We start from the raw sequence: 24348 nt of genomic DNA, 5'->3' as shown, positions 1-24348 counted from the left end.
CAATCTTAACAAACATTCAAATATTAGCGCAGAGGTGAATCGCGCCAGCAACATACGGATTTACCTGAAATGCGTTTCACAGCCGCTAACATGTGAGTAAAATGTGCGCCACATTGAAGAAGGATAGTGACGTATGCGCATTCATATATTGGGGATTTGTGGCACTTTCATGGGCGGACTGGCAATGCTGGCGCGCTCGCTGGGCCATGAAGTGACAGGTTCGGACGCCAATGTGTATCCGCCGATGAGCACACTTCTGGAGAAACAGGGCATCGCTTTAATTCAGGGCTACGATGCCAGCCAGCTGGATCCCGAGCCGGACCTGGTGATCATTGGCAACGCCATGACCCGCGGCAATCCGTGCGTCGAGGCGGTACTGGAACGCAATATTCCGTTCATGTCCGGCCCTCAGTGGCTGCATGACTTCGTCCTGCGCGACCGCTGGGTGGTTGCCGTTGCCGGTACCCACGGCAAAACCACGACCGCGGGCATGGCTACCTGGATCCTCGAAGCCTGCGGCTACAAGCCGGGCTTCGTGATCGGCGGCGTACCGGGTAATTTCGACGTCTCTGCGCGTCTGGGCGATAGCCCGTTCTTTGTGATCGAAGCCGACGAGTATGACTGCGCGTTCTTCGACAAGCGTTCTAAGTTCGTGCATTACTGCCCGCGCACGCTGATCCTCAACAACCTTGAGTTCGACCACGCGGATATCTTTGACGACCTGAAAGCGATCCAGAAACAGTTCCACCACCTGGTGCGCATTGTTCCGGGTCAGGGCCGCATCATCCTGCCGGAGAACGACATCAACCTGAAACAGACGATGGCGATGGGCTGCTGGAGCGAGCAGGAGCTGGTGGGCGAGCAGGGCCACTGGCAGGCGAAGAAACTCAACGCCGATGCCTCCGAGTGGGAAGTGCTGCTCGACGGTGAAAAAGTGGGTGAGGTGAAGTGGGGCCTGGTGGGCGAACACAACATGCACAACGGCCTGATGGCGATTGCAGCAGCGCGTCACGTGGGCGTGCTGCCTGCGGATGCAGCCAATGCGCTGGGCTCGTTTATCAATGCCCGCCGCCGTCTGGAGCTGCGCGGTGAAGCCCACGGCGTTACCGTGTATGACGATTTCGCGCACCACCCAACGGCCATTCTGGCCACGCTTGCTGCCCTGCGTGGCAAGGTCGGCGGTACCGCGCGCATTCTGGCGGTGCTGGAACCGCGCTCGAACACCATGAAGATGGGCATCTGCAAAGATGACCTCGCGCCGTCGTTAGGACGTGCCGATGAAGTCTTCCTGCTGCAGCCGCAGCATATTCCGTGGCAGGTGGCGGAAGTCGCCGATGCCTGCATTCAGCCTGCGCACTGGAGCGCGGATGTGGATGCGCTCGCGGATATGGTGGTGAAAGCCGCTCAGCCTGGCGACCACATTCTGGTGATGAGCAACGGCGGTTTTGGTGGGATCCATCAGAAGCTGCTGGACGGTCTTACGAAGAAAGCGGAAGCGGCCGCCGACGCGTAAAAAAAAGCCCGGTGGCGCTTGCGCTTACCGGGCCTACGTTCTTTTCTCCCTCGCCTCTCTGGGGAGAGGGGGATTACTCTTCGTTCTCAGACAGCTCGCGCAGATACTGGAAAATCAGGCGCGCAGACTTCGGCGGCTTATTCCCTTCTTTCTCTTTCTTCGCGTTGCGGATCAAGGAACGCAGCTGCTGGCGGTCGGCATCCGGCCACAGGTTCAGCACTTCCGGTACGGCGTCATCACCCTGTTCAATCAGGCGATCGCGGATCTGCTCCAGCTTGTGGAACAGCGCAACCTGCTGGTTGTGGCGGTTTTTCAGCTTGTCCAGCGCCTGGCGGATCGGATCAACATCGCGCTGACGCAGCATTTTCCCGATAAGCTGAAGCTGGCGACGACGGCCTTCTTTTTTGATTTTCTGTGCCAGTTCAATGGCATCACGCAGATCCTGGTCGAGCGGGATCTTGTCCAGCGCGTTTTTACCCAGTTCTACCATTTCCGCGCCAAGGTGTTTTAACTCTTCGGCGTCACGTTTAATTTCACTTTTACTGACCCAGATGATCTCATCATCTTCGTCTTCGATGTCATCACCGGGAACGTCGTCGAGCCAGTCTTCGGGCTGCTTAGTCATGTCAGGCTCCTTAAAAAAAGAGGCTAATGTTACCAGTTAAGACGCGCACTGAAAAACGGTTCTCTGTTAGACTTCAGATAACTCTCTCTTACAGTATGGCATTTGCGATGAAAGTAACCTCACAAGTTGAAGCGCAGCGTAAGATTCTTGAAGAAGCCGTCTCCACCGCGCTGATGCTTGCTTCAGAAAAATCAGATGGCGCCGAAGTGGCGGTCAGCAAAACCACCGGCATCAGCGTGAGTACCCGCTATGGCGAAGTGGAGAATGTCGAATTCAACAGCGACGGCGCGCTGGGGATCACGGTGTATCACCTGAATCGCAAAGGCAGCGCGTCATCCACCGATCTCAGTCCGGATGCCATTGCCCGTACGGTGCAGGCGGCGCTGGATATCGCCCGTTATACCTCCCCGGATCCTTACGCAGGCGTGGCGGATAAAGAGCTGCTGGCGTTTGATGCGCCGGATCTCGATCTTTTCCACCCGGCGGAAGTGACCCCGGACGAAGCGATCGAACTGGCCGCGCGCGCCGAGCAGGCTTCCCTGCAGGCGGATAAACGCATCACCAATACCGAAGGCGGCAGCTTCAACAGCCACTACGGCATCAAAGTCTTCGGCAACAGCCACGGCATGCTGCAGGGCTACTGCTCCACCCGTCATTCGCTCTCCAGCTGCGTCATCGCCGAAGAGAACGGTGACATGGAGCGTGACTACGCTTACACCATTGGCCGCGCGCTGGGGGACTTGCAGTCTCCGGAGTGGGTGGGTAAAGAGTGTGCCGAACGCACGCTGTCTCGCCTGTCGCCGCGCAAACTCTCCACCATGAAGGCCCCGGTTATTTTTGCTAACGAAGTGGCAACCGGTCTGTTTGGCCATCTGGTGGTCGCTATCGCGGGCGGCTCGGTGTATCGTAAATCGACCTTCCTGCTCGACTCGCTGGGCAAGCAAATCCTGCCTGAATGGTTGACCATCGAAGAGCATCCGCACCTGCTGAAAGGGCTGGCCTCCACGCCGTTCGACAGCGAAGGCGTGCGTACCGAACGTCGTGACATCGTCAAAGACGGCGTGCTGACCCAGTGGCTGCTGACTAATTACTCCGCGCGCAAGCTGGGGCTGAAAAGTACCGGACACGCTGGCGGCATCCACAACTGGCGCATTGCCGGGCAGGGCCTGAACTTTGAGCAGATGCTGAAAGAGATGGGTACCGGCCTGGTCGTCACGGAGCTGATGGGCCAGGGCGTAAGCGGCATCACCGGAGACTACTCTCGCGGCGCTGCGGGCTTCTGGGTGGAAAACGGCGAAATCCAGTATCCGGTAAGCGAGATTACGATTGCCGGCAACCTGAAGGACATGTGGCGCAATATCGTTACGGTCGGTAACGATATTGAAACACGTAGCAATATACAGTGTGGTTCTGTACTTCTGCCGGAAATGAAAATCGCCGGCCAGTAATACCCGTAAAGGCGTTTTAATAATAAAAAAGGAAGTGAGCAATGCGTAAACACCTGTTAGCGATCGTCGCGGCTTCAACGCTGGTTCTTGGATCTTCTGCGTTTGCTGCCGATCTTGAAGACGACATGGGCATCCTCGGTCAAAACCTGAAGGTGGTGCAGAAAACGGACAATGCGGCTGAAATGAAAGACGCGCTGACCAAAATGCGTGAAGCGGCGCTGGACGCCCAAAAAGCGACCCCGCCTAAGCTGGAAAGCAAAGCCGCAGACAGCGCAGAGATGAAAGACTATCGCCACGGCTTTGACGTGCTGGTCGGCCAGATCGACGGCGCGCTGAAGCTGGCTAACGAAGGCAAAGTGAAGGAAGCCCAGGCGGCGGCCGAGCAGTTTGCGACCACGCGCAACACGTACCACCAAAAGTATCGTTAATTGGGTGCCTGAGCTGTACGTCCTTTGCCCGTATGCGGAGGCGCATGACGCGCCCCCGCATCCTTGCTCCCTACTGGCCGGAGCGACAATCCATCCTCGCTGTCACTGCAAAAGAATCGTTTCGAAAACTGATCTCGCACAGTGTTTTCCGCGTCACCAGCGTTAAGATGATTATTGTCAAAGCAATAATCATCAAAACTCCAATGCCTGGGTTTTGGCGTTTCATGGATGCCTCCTTGCTTTAAAGCGGGCGAGGTAGCGAACTCCACGGTCCGACGTGTCGTTTCGAGCCCCCGCCCTGATTTTCTATCAGGCGGGGCTTTCCACTTACCGTCCCATGCCTGAGACGGTCAGTCTCAAGCACCCGTTGCCACTCTAGCGGATCCCCATAAGAAAACCTTATCCACGTCACATTTCTACGAGCCCGCTCGTAATCTTTTCCGCTTTGCTTGCCCCGTTTTGGCCGCGCAATAGCGTGATATTCATCACGTAAATGCAGCGGTTTATCCAGATTCACCGCATTTATGTGGCACAGATCACTGCCGCGGCTCGCCTTTCCACTTCGAAGTGGAAAACAACTCGCTACAAACAATTCCCCCCCAACGTTAGTTTTATTCCAGAGCCATTAACGGGGTAAGACCAGTGATTAACGGAGCGGTAATGAACGACGTTGGGGAACAGGCAGAGCAAACAGAACAGCTCGCAAACACCATGCTGCAGCAGGTTTATGCCCTGCTGGCCCGGAACAACATCATCCCCAATGCGGTACAGGAGCAGATGCTCACCTCCCACGTGCGCGCCATGGCGCACCGGTCCGTGACCGGCGAGCCGCTGCCGGAGGTTGAAGCAGACCTGTTTGACGAAATTTCACCGGATTCAATGCGGCTCGCCCGTGAAGTGGTCGCGCAGTTTGGCAATCTTCCTGATGAAGAAGCCTGGCTGCTCTCCGTTCACTTTGAAGTCGCGAAAGACAACCTTTAAGGAGCAACACATGGAACAGATTACAGTCGTGATTGGCGATCGCCTGGGTAAAGGTCAGAAAGTGGCTGCCGGTGTGGAAAAAGCAGGTGGACGCGCGGTGGTTGTGCCGGGCATGGCGGCGGACATGAAGCTCGGCGACATGATGAAAGCGGAAAACGCCACCTTCGGCATCTCCTTCTGCGGCAGCGGCGGCGCGGGAGCCATCACTGCCCAAACCAAATATGGCTACAAAGCCAAATACGGCATGCGTTCCGTGGAAGAGGGCGTGACCGCCATCAACGAAGGCTGCAACGTGCTGGGCTTTGGCTTTATGGATAAAGAAGAGCTGGGCGAGCGTCTGGTACAGGCGTGGCAGAAGAAATACGGCGCATAAGCATGAAAGAACAGTTCACAACCACGGTGAGAGTGAAGGGGAAAGGCGACGCCAAAGCGCGCGCCTTTGCCGACGCGCTCAACCACGTTCAGGCCGCGGTGATGAAAGCTTCACCGCATATCTTACTGCGTATTGAGCCACAGGATGTGCAGGTTGTTCAGGCGCAAGAAGCGGTGCGTAAAGAAGCGTTTCTGTTCTTCTTTCTGCGCCGGGAAAGACGCACCTACAGCGTGGAGCTGGATGTGACCGTCAACGTGACCGCTATCAATCTTGACCAGGTGGATTTCGTCACGCAACGCTGATTATTCATAAAAGGGCAGACTGATGTTCTTAATTATATTAATAAAATCGCTCATCATTGGCGGCCTGGTTGGCGTCGGTGTCGGCGCCGGGGCTGCACGCATGTTTCATGCGCCTACCACACAGGGTATGGGCGCGTTTCGTACGTTGGGGGAACTGAACTCCTGTGAAGGGGATCCGGCGTCCCACTTCTCCTTTGGGTTAGGTTTCTTCTTTAACGCCTGGGCCTCTTCCGTGGCCGCAGGTGCCTTCACACAGGACGTTGACCACCGCATCATCCCGAACTGGGGTGCTGCTGCACTGATGATCAAAAACCGTAACGTCGGCGAAACGCTGCACGACCCGCGCAAAATGGCGATTGCCTGCGGCGTAATCGGCATGATCGTCGTGACCTTCCTGAACCTGACCGCCTCCTCCGTTCCGGCAGCGCTCCAGGTCACCGCCGTGAAGGTGCTGGTGCCTGCGGCTAACCTGCTGGTGAACACCGTGATGCCGGTGATCTTCTGGCTGGCGGCCATCGACGCGGGTAAAAAATCGGGCTTCTGGGCCACTATTTTCGGCGGCGCGGCGCAGCTGATTATGGGCAACGCCGTACCGGGCCTGGTGCTGGGGATCCTGATCGGTAAAGGCGTGGAAGAGAGCGGCTGGAACCACGTCACCAAAGTGATGATGGCGGCTATCGTCCTGCTCTTCGTGCTGAGCGGCTTCTTCCGCGGCTTCGACATGAAGATGATCGAATCCTTCCATCTGACCGTGCCGAACTGGCTCGACATGATCCACAACTCGCTCAGCGGTAAATAACAGGAGCCTCTAAATGGAACAGAATAAAGGTTTTTGGTATGCCGACTGGTCGTTTCCGATCTTTGTTGGCCTGCTCTCCTCCGGCGTCTTCGCCGGGACGCACATGTATTACCTCTACGGCATCGGCGCGTTTAACGAAGTGGCCTTCGTGGCGATGCTGAAGGCGGGCATTGATACCGGCGTCTACGGCGCGGTGGCGGCGTTCGGCGCGAGCTTCCTGTTCGCCCGTATTATCGAAGGGTCGCTGGTCGGTATTCTCGACATCGGCGGTGCGATCCAGACCGGCGTGGGCCTCGGGGTTCCGGCGCTGCTGCTGGGCGCGGGGATCATGTTCCCGGTGACCAACTTCATTGCTTCGCTGATCACCGGCCTGGTGATTGGTCTGGCAATTGGCTACGTCATCATCCTGGCGCGTAAGTTCACCATCAACCAGAGCAACTCCACCTACGGCGCAGACGTGATGATGGGCGCAGGTAACGCCTCCGGCCGCTTCCTCGGGCCGTTGATTATCCTGAGCGCCATGACCGCCTCCATTCCTATCGGCGTCGGTTCCCTGCTCGGTGCGCTGGTGTTCTACATCTGGCAGAAGCCGATCACCGGTGGCGCGATCCTCGGCGCAATGCTGTTGGGCTGGCTGTTCCCGGTCGCCCTTTAATACCCGCGGGCGCTCCGGCGCCCGCCTTATCAGGAGATCCTCATGTTTGATTTACTCCTGCGCCGTGCGCGCCTTGCCGACGATACCCTGACCGATATCGCCATTCAGGACGGGAAGATCGCGGCGCTGGGCGACATTGACGCCCCCGCGCATAAAACGGTTGAGCTGAACGGCGACGTGTTCGTCAGCGCAGGCTGGATTGACTCCCACGTTCACTGCTACCCGAACTCCCCGATTTACCACGACGAGCCCGACAGCGTGGGCATTGCCACCGGCGTCACCACCGTGGTGGATGCGGGCAGTACCGGTGCCGACGACGTGGACGATTTCTACGACATCACCCGCAGGGCCTCCACCGAGGTGTTTGCCCTGCTGAACATCTCCCGCGTGGGGCTGATTGCCCAGAACGAGCTGGCCAATATGGCCAACATCGACGCCGACGCGGTGAAGCAGGCGGTGAAGCGCCACCCTGATTTTATCGTCGGCCTGAAGGCGCGCATGAGCAGCAGCGTGGTCGGTGAAAACGGCATTACGCCGCTGGAGCGCGCCAAAGCCATTCAGAAAGAGAACGGCGACCTGCCGCTGATGGTGCACATCGGCAACAACCCGCCGAACCTCGACGAAATTGCCGAACTGCTGAGCTCGGGCGACATCATTACCCACTGCTATAACGGCAAACCCAACCGCATTCTGACGCCCTCCGGCGAGCTGCGCGCCTCCATCACCTCCGCCCTGAAGCGCGGCGTGCGTCTGGACGTCGGCCACGGTACGGCGAGCTTCAGCTTTGAGGTGGCGAAACGCGCCATCGCGATGGCCATCCTGCCGCACACCATCAGCTCGGATATCTACTGCCGCAACCGCATCAACGGCCCGGTGGGCTCGCTGGCGAGCGTGATGTCGAAATTCCTCGCCATCGGCATGTCGCTGCCGCAGGTGATTGACTGCGTGACCGCGAACGCCGCCGACGGCCTGCGTCTGGCGCGCAAAGGCCGCATTCAGCCGGGTCTCGACGCCGACCTGACGCTGTTCACGATTAAACGTCAGCCGACGGTGCTGACGGATGCCGAAAACGACAGCCTGCAGGCTGAACACATTCTGGTGCCGCTTGCCGCGATCCGCGCGGGCAAGGGCTACATGACCGAACAAGGGAGCACGGAAAATGCCTTCGATTTATGAGAAGTACCGCTTAAAGCAGGTAATCAACACCTCTGGCCGCATGACGGCGCTGGGCGTCTCCACGCCGCGCCCGGAAGTGGTGCAGGCGGCGATGGACGGCATGAATCACTATTTCGAGATGAAGGATCTGGTCAACAAAACCGGGGAATACATCGCGAAGCTGCTGGACGTGGAAGGGGCGACGGTCGTCTCCTGTGCGTCGGCGGGCATTGCCCAGTCCGTGGCGGCAGTGCTGGTCAAAGACAGCGACTGGCTGCTGGAAAACCTGCACGTGACCCCGATTGAGAACAACGAAATCGTCCTGCCGAAAGGCCACAACGTGAACTTTGGCGCGCCGGTGGGCACCATGGTGGCGCTGGGCGGCGGTAAGCTGGTGGAGGCGGGCTACGCCAACGAATGCTCTGCCGATCAGCTGGCGGCGGCGATCACCCCGCGCACGGCGGCGATCCTCTATATCAAATCGCACCACTGCGTGCAGAAAAGCATGCTCAGCGTCGAGCAGGCGGCAGTCGTCGCACGTAAACACGATCTCCCGCTGATCGTCGATGCCGCGGCGGAAGAAGATCTGCACGTGTACTACCGCTCCGGCGCGGACCTGGTGATCTACAGCGGCGCGAAGGCGATCGAAGGCCCAACCAGCGGGCTGGTGATCGGCAAAACCCAGTACGTAGAGTGGGTAAAACGCCAGACGGCGGGCATTGGCCGTGCCATGAAGGTGGGCAAAGAGGGCATTCTTGGCCTGACCTGTGCCATCGAACACTACCTGACGGCGACCAAAGAGAGCGGTGCGGAAATGGTGGCGAAAATGACGCCGTTTATCGAGGCGCTCAACACTCTGAACGGTGTGACCGCGCGCGTGGTCTGGGACAGCGCCGGACGCGACATCGCCCGCACCGAGATTAAGTTCGACGAAGCCGCAACGGGCGTCGGCACGGGTGACCTGGTGGCGAAGCTCAAGCAGGGCGAATACGCCATTTACTTCCGTGGCTACAAGGTCAACGAAGGGATTATCGAGGCGGACGTGCGCAGCGTGAATGCTGACCAGCTGAACATCGTGTACCGCCGCATTAGCGAAGTATTAGGACAGGAGAAAAAAGCATGAAACTGACCCCCAACTTTTACCGTGACCGCGTCTGTCTGAACGTGCTGGCAGGCTCCAAAGCCAACGCCAGCGCCATTTACGAGGCGGCGGAAGGTCACGTGCTGGTGGGCGTGCTCTCCAAAAATTACCCGGACGTGGCGAGTGCCGTCGCCGATATGCGCGAATACGCCGCCCTGATTGATAACGCGCTCTCCGTTGGCCTGGGCGCGGGCGACCCGAACCAGTCGGCAATGGTGAGTGAAATCTCCCGCCAGGTGCAGCCGCAGCATGTTAACCAGGTCTTTACCGGCGTGGCTACCAGCCGCGCGCTGCTGGGGCAGAATGAATCCGTGGTTAACGGTCTGGTCTCTCCGACTGGCACCGTCGGCATGGTCAAAATCTCCACCGGACCGCTGAGCAGCGCGGCGCCGGACGGCATCGTGCCGGTTGAAACCGCAATTGCCCTGCTGAAAGATTTCGGCGGTAGCTCAATCAAGTACTTCCCGATGGGTGGCCTGAAGTGCCGTGACGAGTACAAGGCGGTGGCGGAAGCCTGCGCCCGTCACGACTTCTGGCTGGAGCCAACCGGAGGTATCGATCTGGAAAACTATGAGGAGATCCTGCAGATCGCCCTCGACGCGGGCGTGAGCAAAATCATCCCGCATATCTACAGCTCAATTATCGACAAAGCCAGCGGCGATACGCGTCCGGAAGATGTGCGTACCCTGCTGGCGATGACGAAGAAGCTGGTGAAGTAGAACTCACACATATACAGGAGCCACCATGCACACCCGTACCCTGCTTGTCGCTTCACTTTCTTTACTGACCACTGCCGCGATCGCCCAGACGCAATACGCCTGGGTGGGCACCTACAACCCCAACGGCGAAGGGCTGTACCGCTTTACCGTTGATCCGCAAACCGGCGCGCTGGCGAATAAAACGCTGGTGAGCAAACTGCCGAATGCGGCGCAGTTGACCCTTTCACAGGACGGCAAAACGCTGTATCTGGCAAGCGAAGTGGAGCAGGGCGTGGTGCAGGCGCTGCGCGTCGGCGATAACGGTGCGCTGAGCGAGCTCAATCAGGTGGCCTCCGGCGGTGCGGGGCCGGTTTACCTGTCGCTGACGCCGAACGGTCGCCATCTGCTGGTGGCCAACTACGTCAGCGGGTCGATTGCCGTTTTGCCGATCAAGGCAGACGGCAGCCTGGGGGACGCCACGGACAAACGTCAGGATCAAGGCGAACCGGGCGCGGCGAAGCCTGAAGCCGCTGTGGAGGGTAGTTTCGCGATCAGCGATCATAATGGCCCCCACGCGCATATGATCGCCGCCGATCCGAGCGGGAAATATGTGTTTTCCACCGATCTGGGGCTGGATCGCCTCTACCAGTACAGTTTAGACGATCGAACCGGGAAGCTGACGCCGAACGATCCGCCGTTTATCAGCGCTTCCTCGAAAGGCGCCGGGCCGCGCCACTTTGTCTTTACGCCAAAAGGCGATGCCCTGTGGCTGATTAACGAAGAGGCGTCTACGCTCACCCATTATACCGTGAACGCCAACGGCACCTTAAAAGAGGGCAAAACGCTTTCAGCCCTGCCGGAAGGCTACAAAGGCACCAGCTTTGCTGCCGGGCTGGCATTAAGCGCTGATGGCAAACAGCTGTATGTGGCTAACCGTTTGCATAACAGCATCGGGCACTTTACCGTAACAGCGGAGGGTACGCTGACGCATCAGGACGATGTGTGGACGCGTGGTGATTATCCCCGCACCCTGACGCTCGATAAACAGGGGCGCTGGCTGTACGTCATGAACCAGCGGAGCGACAACATTACCCGTTTCCGCGTGGGTCAGGACGGCAAGCTAAGCTTTGAGCCAGACTATACCCCGGTCGGCAGCCCATCCCAGATGGTCATTTCACCTTAAGCCGTAAGAGGACAAACCCGTGCGATTTCCGAACCAACGTTTAGCGCAACTTTTCGAACTGTTGCAAAACGAGACGCTGCCGCAGGACGAGCTGGCGCAGCGGCTGTCGGTCTCCACGCGAACCGTCCGTGCGGACATTACCGCCCTTAACGCGCTGCTGGCCAGCCACGGCGCGCAGTTCATCCTGAGCCGGGGCAACGGCTACCAGCTCAAAATTGAGGATGCCGGGCGCTATCAGCAGCTTCAGGCATCCCACCCGCGCGCGCTGCGTGTCCCGCGGACCGGGCCGGAGCGCGTGCATTATCTGGTGGTGCGTTTTCTCACCTCGGCGTTTTCTCTTAAGCTGGAGGATCTGGCGGACGAGTGGTTCGTCAGCCGCGCCACGCTGCAAAGCGACATGGCGGAGGTGCGCGAGTGGTTTCATCGTTACAACCTGACGCTGGAAACCCGTCCGCGCCACGGCATGAAGCTGTTTGGCAGCGAGATGTCGACCCGCGCCTGCCTGACCGATCTGCTCTGGGAGCTGGCGCAGCAGGACAGCCTGAACCCGCTGGTGACCGACGTGGCACTGAATGCGGGCGTGGCGGAGCAGATGGTGCCGGTGCTGCACGACGCCCTGACGCGTCACCACATTCGCCTGACCGATGAAGGCGAGCTGTTCCTGCGCCTGTACTGCGCGGTGTCGGTACGTCGCATCAGCGAAGGTTACCCGCTGCCGGAATTCCATGCCGAAGACGTGGAAGAGAACGTGCGCGAGGCGGCGAAGGATATCGCGGTGACCATCCAGCAGCTGGCGGGCAAAACGCTTTCGCCGTCGGAGGAGAGCTGGCTGTGCGTGCACATTGCGGCGCGGCAGATCCAGGAGATCGCGCCCAGCGCGATTAATGCCGATGACGATGAAGCGCTGGTCAACTACATCCTGCGCTACATCAACACCCACTATAACTACAACCTGCTTAGCGACGCGCAGCTGCACGCGGATCTGCTGACGCATATTAAAACCATGATCACCCGCGTGCGGTATCAAATCATGATCCCCAATCCGCTGCTGGATAACATCAAGCAGCACTACCCGATGGCGTGGGACATGACCCTCGCGGCGGTGTCGAGCTGGGGCAAATACACGCCGTATGTGATCAGCGAAAACGAGATTGGTTTCCTGGTGCTGCATATTGGCGTCGGGCTGGAGCGTCACTACAACATTGGCTACCAGCGTCAGCCGCGGGTGCTGCTGGTATGCGACGCCGGTAATGCCATGGTCCGCATGATTGAGGCGGTGCTGCAGCGTAAATACCCGCAGATTGAGGTCACGCGCACGCTCACCCTGCGCGAGTACGAGCTGGCGGAAACGATTGGCGAAGACTTTGTGATCGCCACCGCCCGCGTCAGCGAAAAGTCAAAACCGGTGGTGATGATTGCCCCGTTCCCGACCGACTATCAGCTGGAGCAGATTGGCAAACTGGTGCTGGTGGATCGCACCCGTCCGTGGATGCTGGATAAATACTTCGACGCGGCCCATTTCCGCATTATCGACAAGCCGATCGATCAGCAGACGCTGTTCCGCGAGCTGTGTGAACAGCTTGAGGCAGAAGGCTTTGTTGGCGCGGAGTTCCTGGATTCCGTCGTCGAGCGTGAAGCCATCGTCAGCACCATGCTCGGCGACGGTATTGCGCTCCCGCACTCACTCGGCCTGCTGGCGCAGAAAACGGTGGTCTATACCGTGCTCGCCCCGCACGGCGTCCAGTGGGGCGACGAAACCGCGCACGTCATCTTCCTGCTCGCCATCAGCAAAAGCGAATACGAAGAGGCGATGGCGATTTACGATATCTTCGTCACCTTCTTGCGCGAGCGGGCGATGTCGCGGCTCTGTAGCTGCGAGGATTTTGCCGGATTTAAGGCGGTGGCAATGGAGAGTTTGAGTCGTTTTTGAGAGACGTTATCCAGAATTCGATGTAATGCGAATGTAATGCTAAATTGCATTACACATTCGATTTTACTGGAGTCATAATGGCCACGCTAAACGTCCGTCTGGATGACAAACTCAAAAACGAGGCTTATGCCGTGCTGGAAAAACTCAATATTACCCCAACGGAAGCGGTGCGATTGCTGTTTCAGTACATTGCTGAAACGGGGCGCATGCCGGTGAAAACGGTCACCATTAGCGACAGCGAAGATGCGCTGATACAGACAGTCCGGGAGCGACTGGCTAATCCACAAAAGGGTATAAAGGTTCGTCTGGATGACTTATGAACTGGAATTTGACCCGAGGGCGTTAAAGGAGTGGAGCAAGCTAGGGGATACGGTCAAACAACAATTTAAGAAGAAACTTGCCGGGGTGTTGGTAAACCCCAGGGTCGAATCCGCCCGCCTGCATGGGCTGCCGGATTGCTACAAAATCAAACTCAAGGCGTCCGGCTATCGCCTGGTTTATCAGGTTCAGGACAGCGTTATAACGGTATTTGTTATCGCCGTTGGGAAAAGAGAAAAATCAGCCGCTTATCATGACGCAAACAAACTGCTCTAACGCTCACCGCAAATGATGCACAACCTGGTTGCTGCTGCCGCGCCAGATGAGCGCCGGGTCTTTTAAATCCTGCACGAACTTGCCGTCGACCAGCACGTTAATCAGATCCACGACTTCCATTTGCTGCGCGTTCAGTTCATCCAGCTTGTAGCCTGTCCAGACCCAGATATCTTTTCCCGAGCACTCGCGGCGAATGCGCTTCACCAGCTTCAAAATATCCGGCACGTTTTGCGGATGCAGCGGATCGCCGCCGGAGAGCGAGATTCCCTGGCGGTGAATGCGCGTGTCGTTCAGGTCGTTGACGATCTTGTCTTCCATCTCCGCGGTAAACGGCATGCCGGAATTTAAGCGCCAGGTGCTTTTGTTGTAGCAGCCAGGGCATTCGTGGACGCAGCCTGACACGAACAGGGTGCAGCGGGTGCCGGGACCGTTGACGATGTCGACGGGGTAGTACTGGTGATAGTTCATCGCGAATAACCACGCCGGGTGGCGCTGCGCTTACCCGGCCTACAAAAGAGAGCGGTCCGTAGGCCCGGTAAGCGCAGCGCCACCGGGCATTAACGTGGCAGCGGATTACCCGATCTGCCCATTCCCCAAATGCTTCACGCGACGCTTCACCTCTTCCTGCTTGCCCGCGTTAAACGGACGCGCGTCCGGACTACCGAGGTAGCCGCACACGCGACGGGTCACGGAGACGCGGGCCGCGTCGTGGTTGCCGCATTTCGGACAGGTAAAGCCTTTACTCGTACACTCGAACTCTCCGGTAAAGCCGCACTCGTAGCACTCGTCGATAGGCGTGTTGGTCCCGTAATACGGCACGTGCTGATAGCTGTAATCCCACACGTCTTCCAGCGCCTTCAGGTTGTGCTGAATGTTCGGGTACTCGCCGTAGCAGATGAAGCCGCCGCTGGCGATCGGCGGATAGGCAGCTTCGAAGTCGATCTTGTCGTACGGATTCACCTTCTTCTCCACGTCGAGGTGGAAGCTGTTGGTGTAGTACCCTTTGTCGGTCACGCCTTCCACAATCCCGAATTCAGCGGTGTCCAGACGGCAGAAGCGGTCGCACAGGTTCTCGCTCGGCGTGCTGTAGAGGCTAAAGCCGTAGCCGGTTTCCTCTTTCCACTGGTCAACCGCGTCGCGCAGGCGCTGAACAATGGCGATGCCTTTCTCACGCAGGGCTTCGCTGTCGTACATGTGCGTGTCGCCAAACAGCGCGTTGATGGTTTCGTGGATGCCGATATAGCCCAGCGAAATGGACGCGCGGCCGTTTTTGAAGATCTCAGACACGTCATCGTCCGCCTTCAGGCGCACGCCGCAGGCCCCTTCCATATAGAGGATTGGCGCGACGCGGGCTTTCACCCCTTCCAGACGGGCGATACGGGTCATCAGCGCTTTCCGCGCCAGCTGCAGACGTTCATCCAGCAGTGTCCAGAATTCAGCTTCATTGCCTTTCGCCTCCAGCGCGATGCGCGGCAGGTTGAGGCTGATGACGCCCAGGTTGTTACGCCCGTCGTGGATCTGTTCGCCGTTTTCATCTTCGTACACGCCGAGGAAGCTGCGGCAGCCCATAGGCGTTTTAAACGAACCGGTGACTTTGACGACCTGATCGTAGTTCAGAATGTCCGGGTACATGCGCTTGCTCGCGCACTCCAGCGCCAGCTGTTTGATATCGTAGTTTGGATCGCCAAACTTGTGGTTCAGGCCGTCGCGAATCGCGAACACCAGTTTCGGGAACACCGCAGTTTTGCGGTTTTTGCCAAGGCCGGAAATACGGTTGCGCAGGATGGACTGCTGAATCAGGCGCGATTCCCAGCTGGTGCCCAGGCCAAAGCCGAAGGTCACAAACGGCGTCTGGCCGTTGGCGGTGTGCAGCGTGTTCACCTCATACTCCAGCGACTGGAAGGCGTCGTAGCACTCTTTCTCGGTGCGGGAGTGCGCGTAGCCGTCAGCGTCAGGGATCTGCCACTCTTCAGCCGTTTTACGATGCTTGTTGAAGCTCGCCGTGACGAACGGAGCCAGCACTTCGTCAATGCGGTTAATGGTGGTCCCGCCATAAATGTGGCTGGCGACCTGGGCGATAATCTGCGCCGTGACCGCGGTGGCCGTGGAGATCGACTTAGGTGGTTCAATCTCGGCGTTACCCATTTTAAAACCGTGGGTCAGCATGCCTTTCAGGTCGATCAGCATGCAGTTGAACATCGGGAAGAACGGCGAATAGTCGAGATCGTGGTAGTGAATTTCGCCGCGCTCGTGCGCAGACACCACGTCGCGCGGCAGCAGATGCTGACGGGCATAGTGTTTGGCGACGATACCGGCCAGCAGATCGCGCTGGGTCGGGATCACTTTACTGTCTTTATTGGCGTTTTCATTGAGCAGCGCAGAGTTGGTCTGCTCGACCAGGCCACGGATCTCCTGGTTCAGACGGCCGCGTTTCTCGCGCTGAACGTCACGATCGTGGCGGTACTCAATATAGGCGCGCGCCAGCTGCTTGTAAGGTCCTGCCATCAGCTGGTTCTCAACCGCGGTCTGGATCTCGTTGATATCGACCTGGCTGCGTTCGTTCATCTGGCTGCTAACGACTTCTGCGACGGTGGCGCAGTAATCTGCGTCATCGACTCCCGCTGCTTTAGCTGCACGCAGAATGGCTTCCTGGATGCGCTCTGATTTAAACGGCACTTTACAGCCATCACGTTTCATCACATGCGGTGTCATGATCACTCCATTTTTGAAAACAGGTTATCCACAGAGGTGGAGAAGTATTCACCGGACGCATTTCCCGCCAGGCCAAAGACTTCCCGCGTTCCCAGCTCGTGTTATCCACAATTCCGGCCAGCGTAAGCGCCGTCTTGTTGTTGGAATAGTAGACGATAAATACAAGATGTTGGGTCGGCGTGCATTTTAAGTTCTACATATAGTGATTTGCATCAAACATGTTTGCGATTTATTTGATTCAGAACAAAGTAAAAAGGCGAGAGTACAAACGGCGGGCGCTACAGCATTTGTAAAGGCGAGCGAGAAAAATCTGATTAATTATTCAACAAAAACAGTAAAGTAAGCCGGGTGCAGGGCTGCACCCGGCAGGACGGTTACTGTTGCAACCACCAGACGGCTTCAAACGGACGCAGCGACGTCGTTTGCGGTGTCGGATAGTTACTCATCAACACCTGCAACTTACCGCTGAGAAGGTCTGTCTGCCATTCCTGAGGCGTATTGCTCAGGTTTGCCGCAACGATCAGGGTCTGTCCCTGCCACTGGCGACGGTAGCACCACAAAGAAGGGTGTTCCGGCAGGAGATCCTCATAATCCCCCCACGTCAGCACCGGCAGGGTTTTGCGCAGGCTAATCAGCGACTGATAGGTATAGAAGACGGAATCCGCATCGTCGAGCGCCGAGCGGGCGTTCACGGTTTCGTAGTTGTCGCAGACGCCAATCCACGGTTCGCCCTCGCTAAAGCCCGCATTGTGCGACGCATCCCACTGCATTGGCGTACGGCCGTTATCCCGGGACTTACTCGCCAGAATCGCCAGTAATTCATCCGGATCGCGGCCGTTGGCGCGCAGTTCGGCGAACATGTTCAGGCTTTCCACGTCGCGGTAATCGGTGATGCGGCTGAAGTGCGGGTTCGTCATCCCCAGCTCTTCGCCCTGATAGATATACGGCGTGCCCTGCATACCGTGCAGCACCATGCCGAGCATTTTCGCGGCGTGAAGCCGGTATTCTCCTTCGTCACCGAAGCGCGACACGATGCGCGGCTGGTCGTGGTTACACCAGAACAGCGCGTTCCAGGCTTTGTTATGCATCCCCTGCTGCCAGTGGCGGAAGAGGGTTTTCAGCGCCACGAAGTCCGGCTTGGCCTTCGTCCACTTTTCGCCGCCGGGATAGTCCACCTTCAGGTGGTGGAAGTTAAAGGTCATCGACAGCTCGCTTCCGTCGATCGACGCGTACTGCTGGCAGTTCTCCAGCGAGGTCGAGGACATCTCGCCTACCGTCATCAGGTTGCGCGGGGTAAAGACGTCGCGGCTCATCTCCTGCAGATATTCATGGATGCGCGGCCCGTCAGTGTAGAAGCGGCGACCGTCACCCGTCTCGTCATTCGGGAAATCCTGATCTTTCGAAATCAGGTTAATGACATCGAGGCGCAAGCCGTCGACGCCGCGGTCGGCCCAGAACGCGCACACCTTTTTCAGCTCGGCGCGCACTTCAGGGTTCTCCCAGTTGAGGTCCGCCTGCTCCGGCGCGAACAGGTGCAGATAATACTGCTCGCTCTCCGCGTGCCAGCGCCAGGCGTTGCCGCCAAACTTGGAGCGCCAGTTGTTGGGCAACTGCTCAGGCGTGCCGTCGCGCCAGATGTAGAACTGGCGGTACGGGCTCGCGTTGTTCAGCGATTCCCGGAACCAGGGGTGCTGGGTTGAGGTGTGGTTGAACACCATATCCAGCACGATGCGAATGCCGCGCTGGTGCGCCTCGGTGACCAGCTCGTCAAAATCATCCAGCGTGCCGTACGCCGGGTCGATGGCGGTGTAATTCGCCACGTCGTAGCCGTTATCCACCTGCGGGGAGATATAAAACGGCGTCAGCCAGATGGCGTCGATGCCGAGGGTTTTCAGGTAGTCCAGACGCTGCGTCACGCCGCGTAAATCGCCTGTGCCGCTGCCGGTGGTGTCCTGGAAACTCTTGGGGTAAATCTGGTAGATAACGCCGTTTTGCCACCAGTGAGGAAGGGTATTCATAGTATGTTCCTGCAAATGCGAAGGGGCGCAACTGCGCCCCGAAAGAGAGAGATTAAACAATCTGCAGCGAGCCCTGACGGAACTTACGCTGGTAAACCACGGTAGTCAGCGCCATTGGGACGATAATCGCGATGGCCATTGCCAGGGCGAACACCTGCCAGTAAGCGGGCTGGATGGAGAGGATGCCCGGCAGGCCGCCGACGCCAATCCCGTTTGCCATTACGCCGTTCAGTCCGCACACCAGGCCCGCCAGACCGGAACCGATCATCGCGCAGAGCATCGGGAAGCGGTATTTCAGGTTGATACCGTACATCGCCGGTTCGGTGACGCCGAGGTAGGCGGAGATGGCCGCCGGAACGGAGATCTCGCGTTCGTTGTGCTTGCGGCTGACGATGATGATGCCGGTCACCGCGGACGCCTGAGCAATGTTAGACAGGGCGATAATCGGCCAGACCGGCGTTCCGCCGAGGCTCTGGATCATCTGCATATCAATGGCCAGCGTGGTCTGGTGCACGCCGGTGATCACCAGCGGAGCGTACAGGAAGCCAAACAGCGCGGCGCCAATCGGGGCGAAGCTGCCGGTCATCAGGTGACGGACCGCGAAGGCCACGCCGTCGCCAATCATGCGGCCAAACGGACCGATAAAGGCGTGTGCCAGGAAGACCGCCAGAATCAGCGAGCAGACCGGCACCACCACCAGATAGAGGTAATCCGGCACGATGCGTTTTAGTCGGGTTTCAATAAAGCCCAGCGCCAGGCCCGCCAGCAGGGCCGGAATGACCTGCGCCTGATAGCCCACTTTGGCGATGGTAAACAGGCCGAAGTTCCACACCTCAGGCACCTGCTGACCAAGTAAGTAAGCGTTCATTAACTGCGGAGAGACCAGCGTGACGCCCAGTACGATACCGAGGATCGGCGTACCGCCCATCTTGCGCACGGCGGACCAGCAGATCCCGACCGGCAGATAGAAGAAGATCGCCTCGCCAATCAGCCACAGGAAGTCGTACACGGTTTTCAGCGCCGGATACATCTGCGCCAGGGTTTTGCCGTCGCTCATCGGCACGTCGCCGATGACGTTACGGAAGCCTAAGATCAAGCCTCCGCTGATCAACGCCGGCAGGAGCGGGAAGAAGATCTCCGCGAAGTGGGAAATCAGCTGCTCGTGCCACTTCATATTCTGACGCGCGGCCTTCTTCGCCTGCTCTTTATCGGCGGAGGAGTGCCCGGTCGTTGCCAGCAGAGCCTGATAGTAATCGCCCACTTCGGTACCAATCACGACCTGGAACTGACCGGCGTTGGTAAAGCAGCCTTTAACCATGGAAAGTTCTTCAATGGCCTTCGGGTTAGCTTTGGCCGGATCGTTCAGCACGAAGCGCAGGCGGGTAATGCAATGGCTGACGGTAGCGATGTTTTCGCGGCCGCCGACCAGGACGATCAACTGATCAATATCTGCTTGTTTGACTTTACTCATCATGAAACCTCATGACAGATGGTGAGGGGGGTAATGACCTGAGCGCAAGCCTACTCCTTCAGCGTGACGGCGAAAATGGGAACGTTCCCGAAATCGGGCGAAGATCACAATAAACCGTTGAGCGGGGGTTAAGAAAGGTGGGCAGGAATAACGATCTGACGCGGCTCAGCGCGCCCGTTGATCTGCTCGATCAGCTGCGCGGCGGCCTGTCTGCCGGACTCGGCGTAGCCCGGGTCGACGGTAATAATTTCCGGGTGCAAAAACTTCATCAGCGGCGTGCTGCCGACGCTCGCCACCTGCAGGTTATCGATGCGCTGCTCCTGCAGATATTTGCTGGCACCCAGCGCCAGGGTATCCGTGGCGCACACCAGCGCGGTGGTCTGCGGCGTCAGAACGCTGGCGACCTGCTCGTAGCCCTGCTTCATGCCCAGCCCCGGCAGGGAGGCCACGGCGGAGAGGTTGTGCTTTTTACAAAAGGCCAGATAGGCCTCATGGCGACGCTTGCCGGTGGTGACGTCCGCGTGCGGTACGCCGAGGAAGCTAATATGGCGATGGCCTTCGTCAAACAGGCGCTGCATCAGGGTGATAATCGCGCCCTCGTCGTCATAGCAGACGGAGGCGAAACCGTGGGCATCGCGCGCCAGCAGGACCAGCGACGGTTGCCAGGGTTTTAGCATCTCGTCTTTGATGCCGGTAAAGCCGAACAGCACCACGCCATCAATGTTGCGCCGCTGGAGCATGCCCAGATGCTCTTCCACCAGCTGTGGCGAGAACTGGCTCTCCATCATGATCGGGTCATATCCCTGCTCATAGAAGGCGGGCAGCATGGTCTGCACGGCGAGGTTTTCAGACAGAGAGTCCAGACGCGAAACAATGATGGCGACCACTTTGTCACTCTGCCCGCGCATGGCGCGCGCGGAGCGGGAAGGGGAAAAGCCGTGCTGATTCATGACCGCCTCAACGCGCTCGCGGGTGCGTTCGCTGACGCCGCTTTCGTTGTTCAGCACGCGTGAGACGGTTGATTTCCCCACGCCGCTTAAACGCGCGATGTCTTTAATCGTAAGGCGGTTCTGCATGCTGTATTCCCTGTAACAACGACAAAATGGTCAATTGAGCCTAATGCTATAGCGCGATTTCGCTATGGGCAAAGTCTGGTTTACGTTCGGTTTATTTGCAGGGGGGTATAATACCGCCCGAATCGTCACAAAGGGTACGCTTAAATCCTTATACTGCGCGGCGACACCCTACTTTTTACTTACCGGAGGCTTCATGGATCCCGATCCCACACCTCTCCTGAACGGGAGAATACGTTCTTTCCGGTAAGCCAGCCTGTTGCTGACTCACCGGTGATGTGAGGCAGCAACGTCCCAAACGTTCCTGCTTGAAAAATTGAGTGCCTCTCAGGTACGGCCTTGCCACGCCTGAAGGAAATGCTGCGTCCGCATTCGCGGATGCGGAGGAATGACTATGTTTAAAAATATCACCCGGCAGCTGCAGGCCCTGCTGAGCCGCCACCTGCCACACCGTCTGGTTCAGCGCGACCCGCTGCCAAACGCCAAAAACATGGCGGGGGCGGCGATTCCCGCGTCCCTGACCGAACGCTGCCTGAACGCGGCGGCGATGGATGAAAACGAAGTCTGGCGCGCCTTTGGCGGACACCCGGAAGGGCTGAACGCGTTAGAAGTGGAAAAAATCCGCGCCGTGCACGGCGATAACCTCATTCCGGCACAAAAGCCGTCTCCGTGGTGGGTGCATCTGTGGCTCTGCTACCGCAACCCGTTCAACCTGCTGCTGACCGTGCTCGGCCTCATCTCCTACGCGACGGAAGATCTGTTTGCCGCAGGGGTGATTGCCCTGATGGTGGGCATCTCCACGCTGCTGAACTTCATTCAGGAGGCCCGCTCCACCAAAGCGGCGGACGCCCTGAAGGCGATGGTCAGCAACACCGCGACCGTCTCGCGCGTGATCAACGATCTCGGCGAAAACGCCTGGGTGGAATTGCCTATCGACCAGCTGGTGCCGGGGGATCTGGTGAAGCTGGCCGCGGGGGACATGATCCCGGCGGATTTACGCATCATCCAGGCGCGCGATCTCTTCGTCGCGCAGGCTTCCCTGACCGGGGAATCCCTGCCCGTTGAAAAGGTGGCGCGCAGCCGCGACCCGCAGCAGATGAACCCGCTCGAGTGCGACACCCTGTGCTTTATGGGCACCACGGTCGTCAGCGGCACCGCGCAGGCGATTGTCACCGCCACCGGAGGCAACACCTGGTTTGGTCAGCTTGCCGGGCGCGTCAGCGAGCAGGAGAGCGAGCCGAATGCCTTCCAGAAAGGCATTGGCCGCGTCAGCATGCTGCTGATCCGCTTTATGATGGTGATGACGCCGATCGTGCTGCTGATCAACGGCTACACCAAGGGAGACTGGTGGGAAGCTGCGCTGTTTGCGCTCTCCGTGGCGGTCGGCTTAACGCCGGAAATGCTGCCGATGATTGTCACCTCCACGCTGGCGCGCGGGGCGGTAAAACTGTCGAAACAGAAGGTGATCGTCAAACACCTCGACGCCATTCAGAACTTTGGCGCGATGGACATTCTCTGCACCGATAAAACCGGCACCCTGACGCAGGACAAAATCGTGCTGGAGAACCACACCGATATCTCCGGCAAAACCAGCGAGCGCGTGCTGCACAGCGCGTGGCTGAACAGCCATTACCAGACCGGGCTGAAAAACCTGCTCGACGTCGCGGTGCTGGAAGGGGTAGATGAAGAGTCCGCCCGTACGCTCTCCGGCCGCTGGCAGAAAGTGGATGAGATCCCGTTCGACTTCGAGCGCCGCCGTATGTCGGTGGTGGTGAGCGAGCAAACGGACGTGCATCAGCTGATCTGTAAAGGCGCGCTGCAGGAGATCCTCAACGTGTCGACGCAGGTACGCTATAACGGCGACATCGTGCCGCTGGACGACACCATGCTGCGCCGCATCAAGCGCGTCACGGACAACCTGAACCGTCAGGGGCTGCGCGTGGTGGCGGTGGCGAGCAAGTTCCTGCCGGCGCGTGAAGGGGACTATCAGCGTATCGACGAATCCGATCTGATCCTCGAGGGTTACATCGCCTTCCTCGATCCGCCGAAAGAGACCACCGCACCGGCGCTGAAGGCGCTGAAGGCGAGCGGCATTACCGTCAAAATTCTCACCGGCGACAGCGAGCTGGTGGCGGCCAAAGTGTGCCACGAGGTGGGGCTGGACGCGGGTGACGTGGTAGTGGGGAGCGATATTGAACATCTCTCTGATGACGAGCTGGCGAAGCTTGCCCAGCGTACCACGCTGTTTGCCCGCCTGACGCCGATGCACAAAGAGCGCATCGTCACCCTGCTTAAGCGCGAAGGGCACGTGGTGGGCTTTATGGGCGACGGCATCAACGACGCGCCCGCTCTGCGTGCGGCGGATATCGGTATCTCCGTAGACGGGGCGGTCGATATTGCCCGCGAAGCGGCGGATATCATTCTGCTGGAAAAGAGCCTGATGGTGCTGGAGGAGGGCGTCATCGAAGGGCGCCGTACCTTCGCCAATATGCTCAAGTACATCAAGATGACCGCCAGTTCCAACTTCGGTAACGTCTTCAGCGTGCTGGTGGCAAGCGCGTTTCTGCCGTTCCTGCCGATGCTGCCGCTGCACCTGCTGATCCAGAACCTGATGTACGATGTCTCTCAGGTGGCGATTCCGTTTGATAACGTCGACGACGAGCAGATCCAGAAGCCGCAGCACTGGAACCCGGCAGATCTTGGGCGCTTTATGCTGTTCTTTGGCCCGATCAGCTCCATCTTCGACATTCTGACCTTCTGCCTGATGTGGTTTGTGTTCCATGCCAACACCCCGGAACACCAGACGCTGTTCCAGTCCGGCTGGTTCGTGGTCGGTCTGCTGTCGCAGACGCTGATTGTGCATATGATCCGCACGCGCCGCATTCCGTTCATCCAGAGCCGTGCCGCATGGCCGCTGATTGTGATGACGGGGATTGTAATGGCGCTCGGCATCGCGCTGCCGTTCTCACCGCTGGCGAGCTACCTGCAGCTGCAGGCGCTACCGCTGAGCTACTTCCCGTGGCTGGTGGCGATCCTCGCGGGGTATATGGTGCTGACGCAGATGGTGAAAGGGTTCTATGCGCGTCGGTATGGATGGCAGTAAAAACATACCCTCACCCTAACCCTCTCCCTGAAAGGGAGAGGGGACCGCTCGGTGACGCCTTTCCCCCTCGCCCCTTTGGGGAGAGGGCCGGGGTGAGGGGACTGGCTTTCCTCCCAAATTCAACAACCTGTGATCTCCGTCGGCGC

The 24348-nt window shown here is 58.6% G+C and carries 23 protein-coding genes; 17 read left to right on the top strand and 6 right to left on the bottom strand.

From position 1 onward, the window contains the following. The first annotated feature begins 133 nt into the window (after window positions 1–133). Window positions 134–1513: a UDP-N-acetylmuramate:L-alanyl-gamma-D-glutamyl-meso-diaminopimelate ligase gene (mpl, locus tag P349_RS12775; RefSeq protein WP_024907282.1), complete on the top strand. Its 1380-nt coding sequence runs from the start codon at window positions 134–136 to the stop codon at window positions 1511–1513. Window positions 1514–1586: 73 nt separating this feature from the next. Here mpl and yjgA read toward each other — a convergent pair whose 3' ends face one another. Next, entirely contained in the window at window positions 1587–2138 is a 552-nt protein-coding gene (gene yjgA / locus P349_RS12780; RefSeq protein WP_024907281.1) for a ribosome biogenesis factor YjgA, read from the bottom strand. A 95-nt stretch (window positions 2139–2233) separates the two neighbouring features. Here yjgA and pmbA point away from each other — a divergent pair, with 95 nt between their 5' ends. From pmbA to P349_RS12850, 15 genes are all read left to right on the top strand, one after another. Continuing rightward, window positions 2234–3586, top strand: coding sequence for a metalloprotease PmbA (pmbA, locus tag P349_RS12785; protein ID WP_032651440.1), 1353 nt, complete (start codon window positions 2234–2236; stop codon window positions 3584–3586). 41 nt (window positions 3587–3627) lie between these two features. Next, window positions 3628–4014 carry a cytochrome b562 gene (cybC, locus tag P349_RS12790; RefSeq protein WP_032651443.1) on the top strand — a complete coding sequence of 129 codons (387 nt, stop codon included), beginning with the start codon at window positions 3628–3630 and terminating at the stop codon, window positions 4012–4014. Window positions 4015–4058: 44 nt separating this feature from the next. After that, on the top strand, window positions 4059–4259 hold the full coding sequence (locus P349_RS27045; protein ID WP_032664104.1) for a hypothetical protein: 201 nt from the start codon (window positions 4059–4061) through the stop codon (window positions 4257–4259). A 397-nt stretch (window positions 4260–4656) separates the two neighbouring features. Beyond that, window positions 4657–4995: a glycine dehydrogenase gene (locus P349_RS12795; protein ID WP_152540103.1), complete on the top strand. Its 339-nt coding sequence runs from the start codon at window positions 4657–4659 to the stop codon at window positions 4993–4995. A 10-nt stretch (window positions 4996–5005) separates the two neighbouring features. Continuing rightward, window positions 5006–5368, top strand: a complete 363-nt coding sequence (locus P349_RS12800) for an SFCGS family glycine-rich protein (protein WP_010427372.1) — start codon at window positions 5006–5008, stop codon at window positions 5366–5368. 2 nt (window positions 5369–5370) lie between these two features. Next, a complete protein-coding gene (locus P349_RS12805) occupies window positions 5371–5670 on the top strand; it encodes a DUF4312 family protein (protein WP_006810338.1) in 300 nt (99 codons plus the stop codon). A 22-nt stretch (window positions 5671–5692) separates the two neighbouring features. Further along, the gene (locus P349_RS12810; RefSeq protein WP_008501408.1) at window positions 5693–6469 is read left to right on the top strand and encodes a DUF4311 domain-containing protein; all 777 of its coding nucleotides are present in this window, start codon (window positions 5693–5695) and stop codon (window positions 6467–6469) included. Window positions 6470–6482: 13 nt separating this feature from the next. Next, window positions 6483–7124, top strand: coding sequence for a DUF4310 family protein (locus tag P349_RS12815; RefSeq protein ID WP_024907276.1), 642 nt, complete (start codon window positions 6483–6485; stop codon window positions 7122–7124). Between the two features lie 42 nt (window positions 7125–7166). After that, window positions 7167–8300: an amidohydrolase/deacetylase family metallohydrolase gene (locus P349_RS12820; RefSeq protein ID WP_032651452.1), complete on the top strand. Its 1134-nt coding sequence runs from the start codon at window positions 7167–7169 to the stop codon at window positions 8298–8300. Beyond that, a complete protein-coding gene (locus P349_RS12825) occupies window positions 8284–9402 on the top strand; it encodes a DgaE family pyridoxal phosphate-dependent ammonia lyase (protein ID WP_032651454.1) in 1119 nt (372 codons plus the stop codon). The genes P349_RS12820 and P349_RS12825 overlap by 17 nt, the downstream gene beginning before the upstream one ends. Next, window positions 9399–10139, top strand: a complete 741-nt coding sequence (gene dagF / locus P349_RS12830) for a 2-dehydro-3-deoxy-phosphogluconate aldolase (protein WP_024907273.1) — start codon at window positions 9399–9401, stop codon at window positions 10137–10139. Before P349_RS12825 ends, dagF begins: the two co-directional genes overlap by 4 nt. Before the next feature lie 25 nt (window positions 10140–10164). Further along, entirely contained in the window at window positions 10165–11301 is a 1137-nt protein-coding gene (locus P349_RS12835; RefSeq protein ID WP_032651456.1) for a lactonase family protein, read from the top strand. A gap of 19 nt (window positions 11302–11320) precedes the next feature. Continuing rightward, on the top strand, window positions 11321–13231 hold the full coding sequence (locus P349_RS12840; protein ID WP_032651458.1) for a BglG family transcription antiterminator: 1911 nt from the start codon (window positions 11321–11323) through the stop codon (window positions 13229–13231). Window positions 13232–13308: 77 nt separating this feature from the next. Continuing rightward, window positions 13309–13551 (top strand): type II toxin-antitoxin system RelB/DinJ family antitoxin, encoded by a 243-nt coding sequence (locus P349_RS12845; protein ID WP_032651460.1) that lies wholly within the window; start codon window positions 13309–13311, stop codon window positions 13549–13551. After that, the gene (locus P349_RS12850) at window positions 13541–13825 is read left to right on the top strand and encodes a type II toxin-antitoxin system RelE family toxin (protein WP_032651462.1); all 285 of its coding nucleotides are present in this window, start codon (window positions 13541–13543) and stop codon (window positions 13823–13825) included. Before P349_RS12845 ends, P349_RS12850 begins: the two co-directional genes overlap by 11 nt. A gap of 3 nt (window positions 13826–13828) precedes the next feature. Here the strand turns inward: P349_RS12850 and nrdG are convergent, their stop codons facing one another. The 5 genes from nrdG to treR all read right to left on the bottom strand — a co-directional run bounded on the left by nrdG (window position 13829) and on the right by treR (window position 21102). After that, a complete protein-coding gene (gene nrdG / locus P349_RS12855; RefSeq protein ID WP_032651464.1) occupies window positions 13829–14293 on the bottom strand; it encodes an anaerobic ribonucleoside-triphosphate reductase-activating protein in 465 nt (154 codons plus the stop codon). 105 nt (window positions 14294–14398) lie between these two features. Next, window positions 14399–16537 carry an anaerobic ribonucleoside-triphosphate reductase gene (gene nrdD / locus P349_RS12860; RefSeq protein ID WP_023334309.1) on the bottom strand — a complete coding sequence of 713 codons (2139 nt, stop codon included), beginning with the start codon at window positions 16535–16537 and terminating at the stop codon, window positions 14399–14401. 374 nt (window positions 16538–16911) lie between these two features. Continuing rightward, window positions 16912–18555, bottom strand: coding sequence for an alpha,alpha-phosphotrehalase (gene treC, locus P349_RS12865; protein ID WP_032651466.1), 1644 nt, complete (start codon window positions 18553–18555; stop codon window positions 16912–16914). Window positions 18556–18607: 52 nt separating this feature from the next. Further along, window positions 18608–20026: a PTS trehalose transporter subunit IIBC gene (gene treB / locus P349_RS12870; protein ID WP_023310193.1), complete on the bottom strand. Its 1419-nt coding sequence runs from the start codon at window positions 20024–20026 to the stop codon at window positions 18608–18610. A 128-nt stretch (window positions 20027–20154) separates the two neighbouring features. Then, window positions 20155–21102: a trehalose operon repressor TreR gene (gene treR, locus P349_RS12875; protein WP_032651468.1), complete on the bottom strand. Its 948-nt coding sequence runs from the start codon at window positions 21100–21102 to the stop codon at window positions 20155–20157. A 391-nt stretch (window positions 21103–21493) separates the two neighbouring features. Between treR and mgtA the strand changes: the two genes are divergently transcribed. Further along, a complete protein-coding gene (mgtA, locus tag P349_RS12880) occupies window positions 21494–24202 on the top strand; it encodes a magnesium-translocating P-type ATPase (protein ID WP_024907265.1) in 2709 nt (902 codons plus the stop codon). Window positions 24203–24348 lie beyond the last annotated feature (146 nt).

The organism is Enterobacter sp. DC4 (assembly GCF_000568095.1).
GTDB classification, from domain to species: Bacteria; Pseudomonadota; Gammaproteobacteria; order Enterobacterales; family Enterobacteriaceae; genus Enterobacter; species Enterobacter pseudoroggenkampii.
This window is presented reverse-complemented; position numbering and strand designations above follow the sequence as displayed.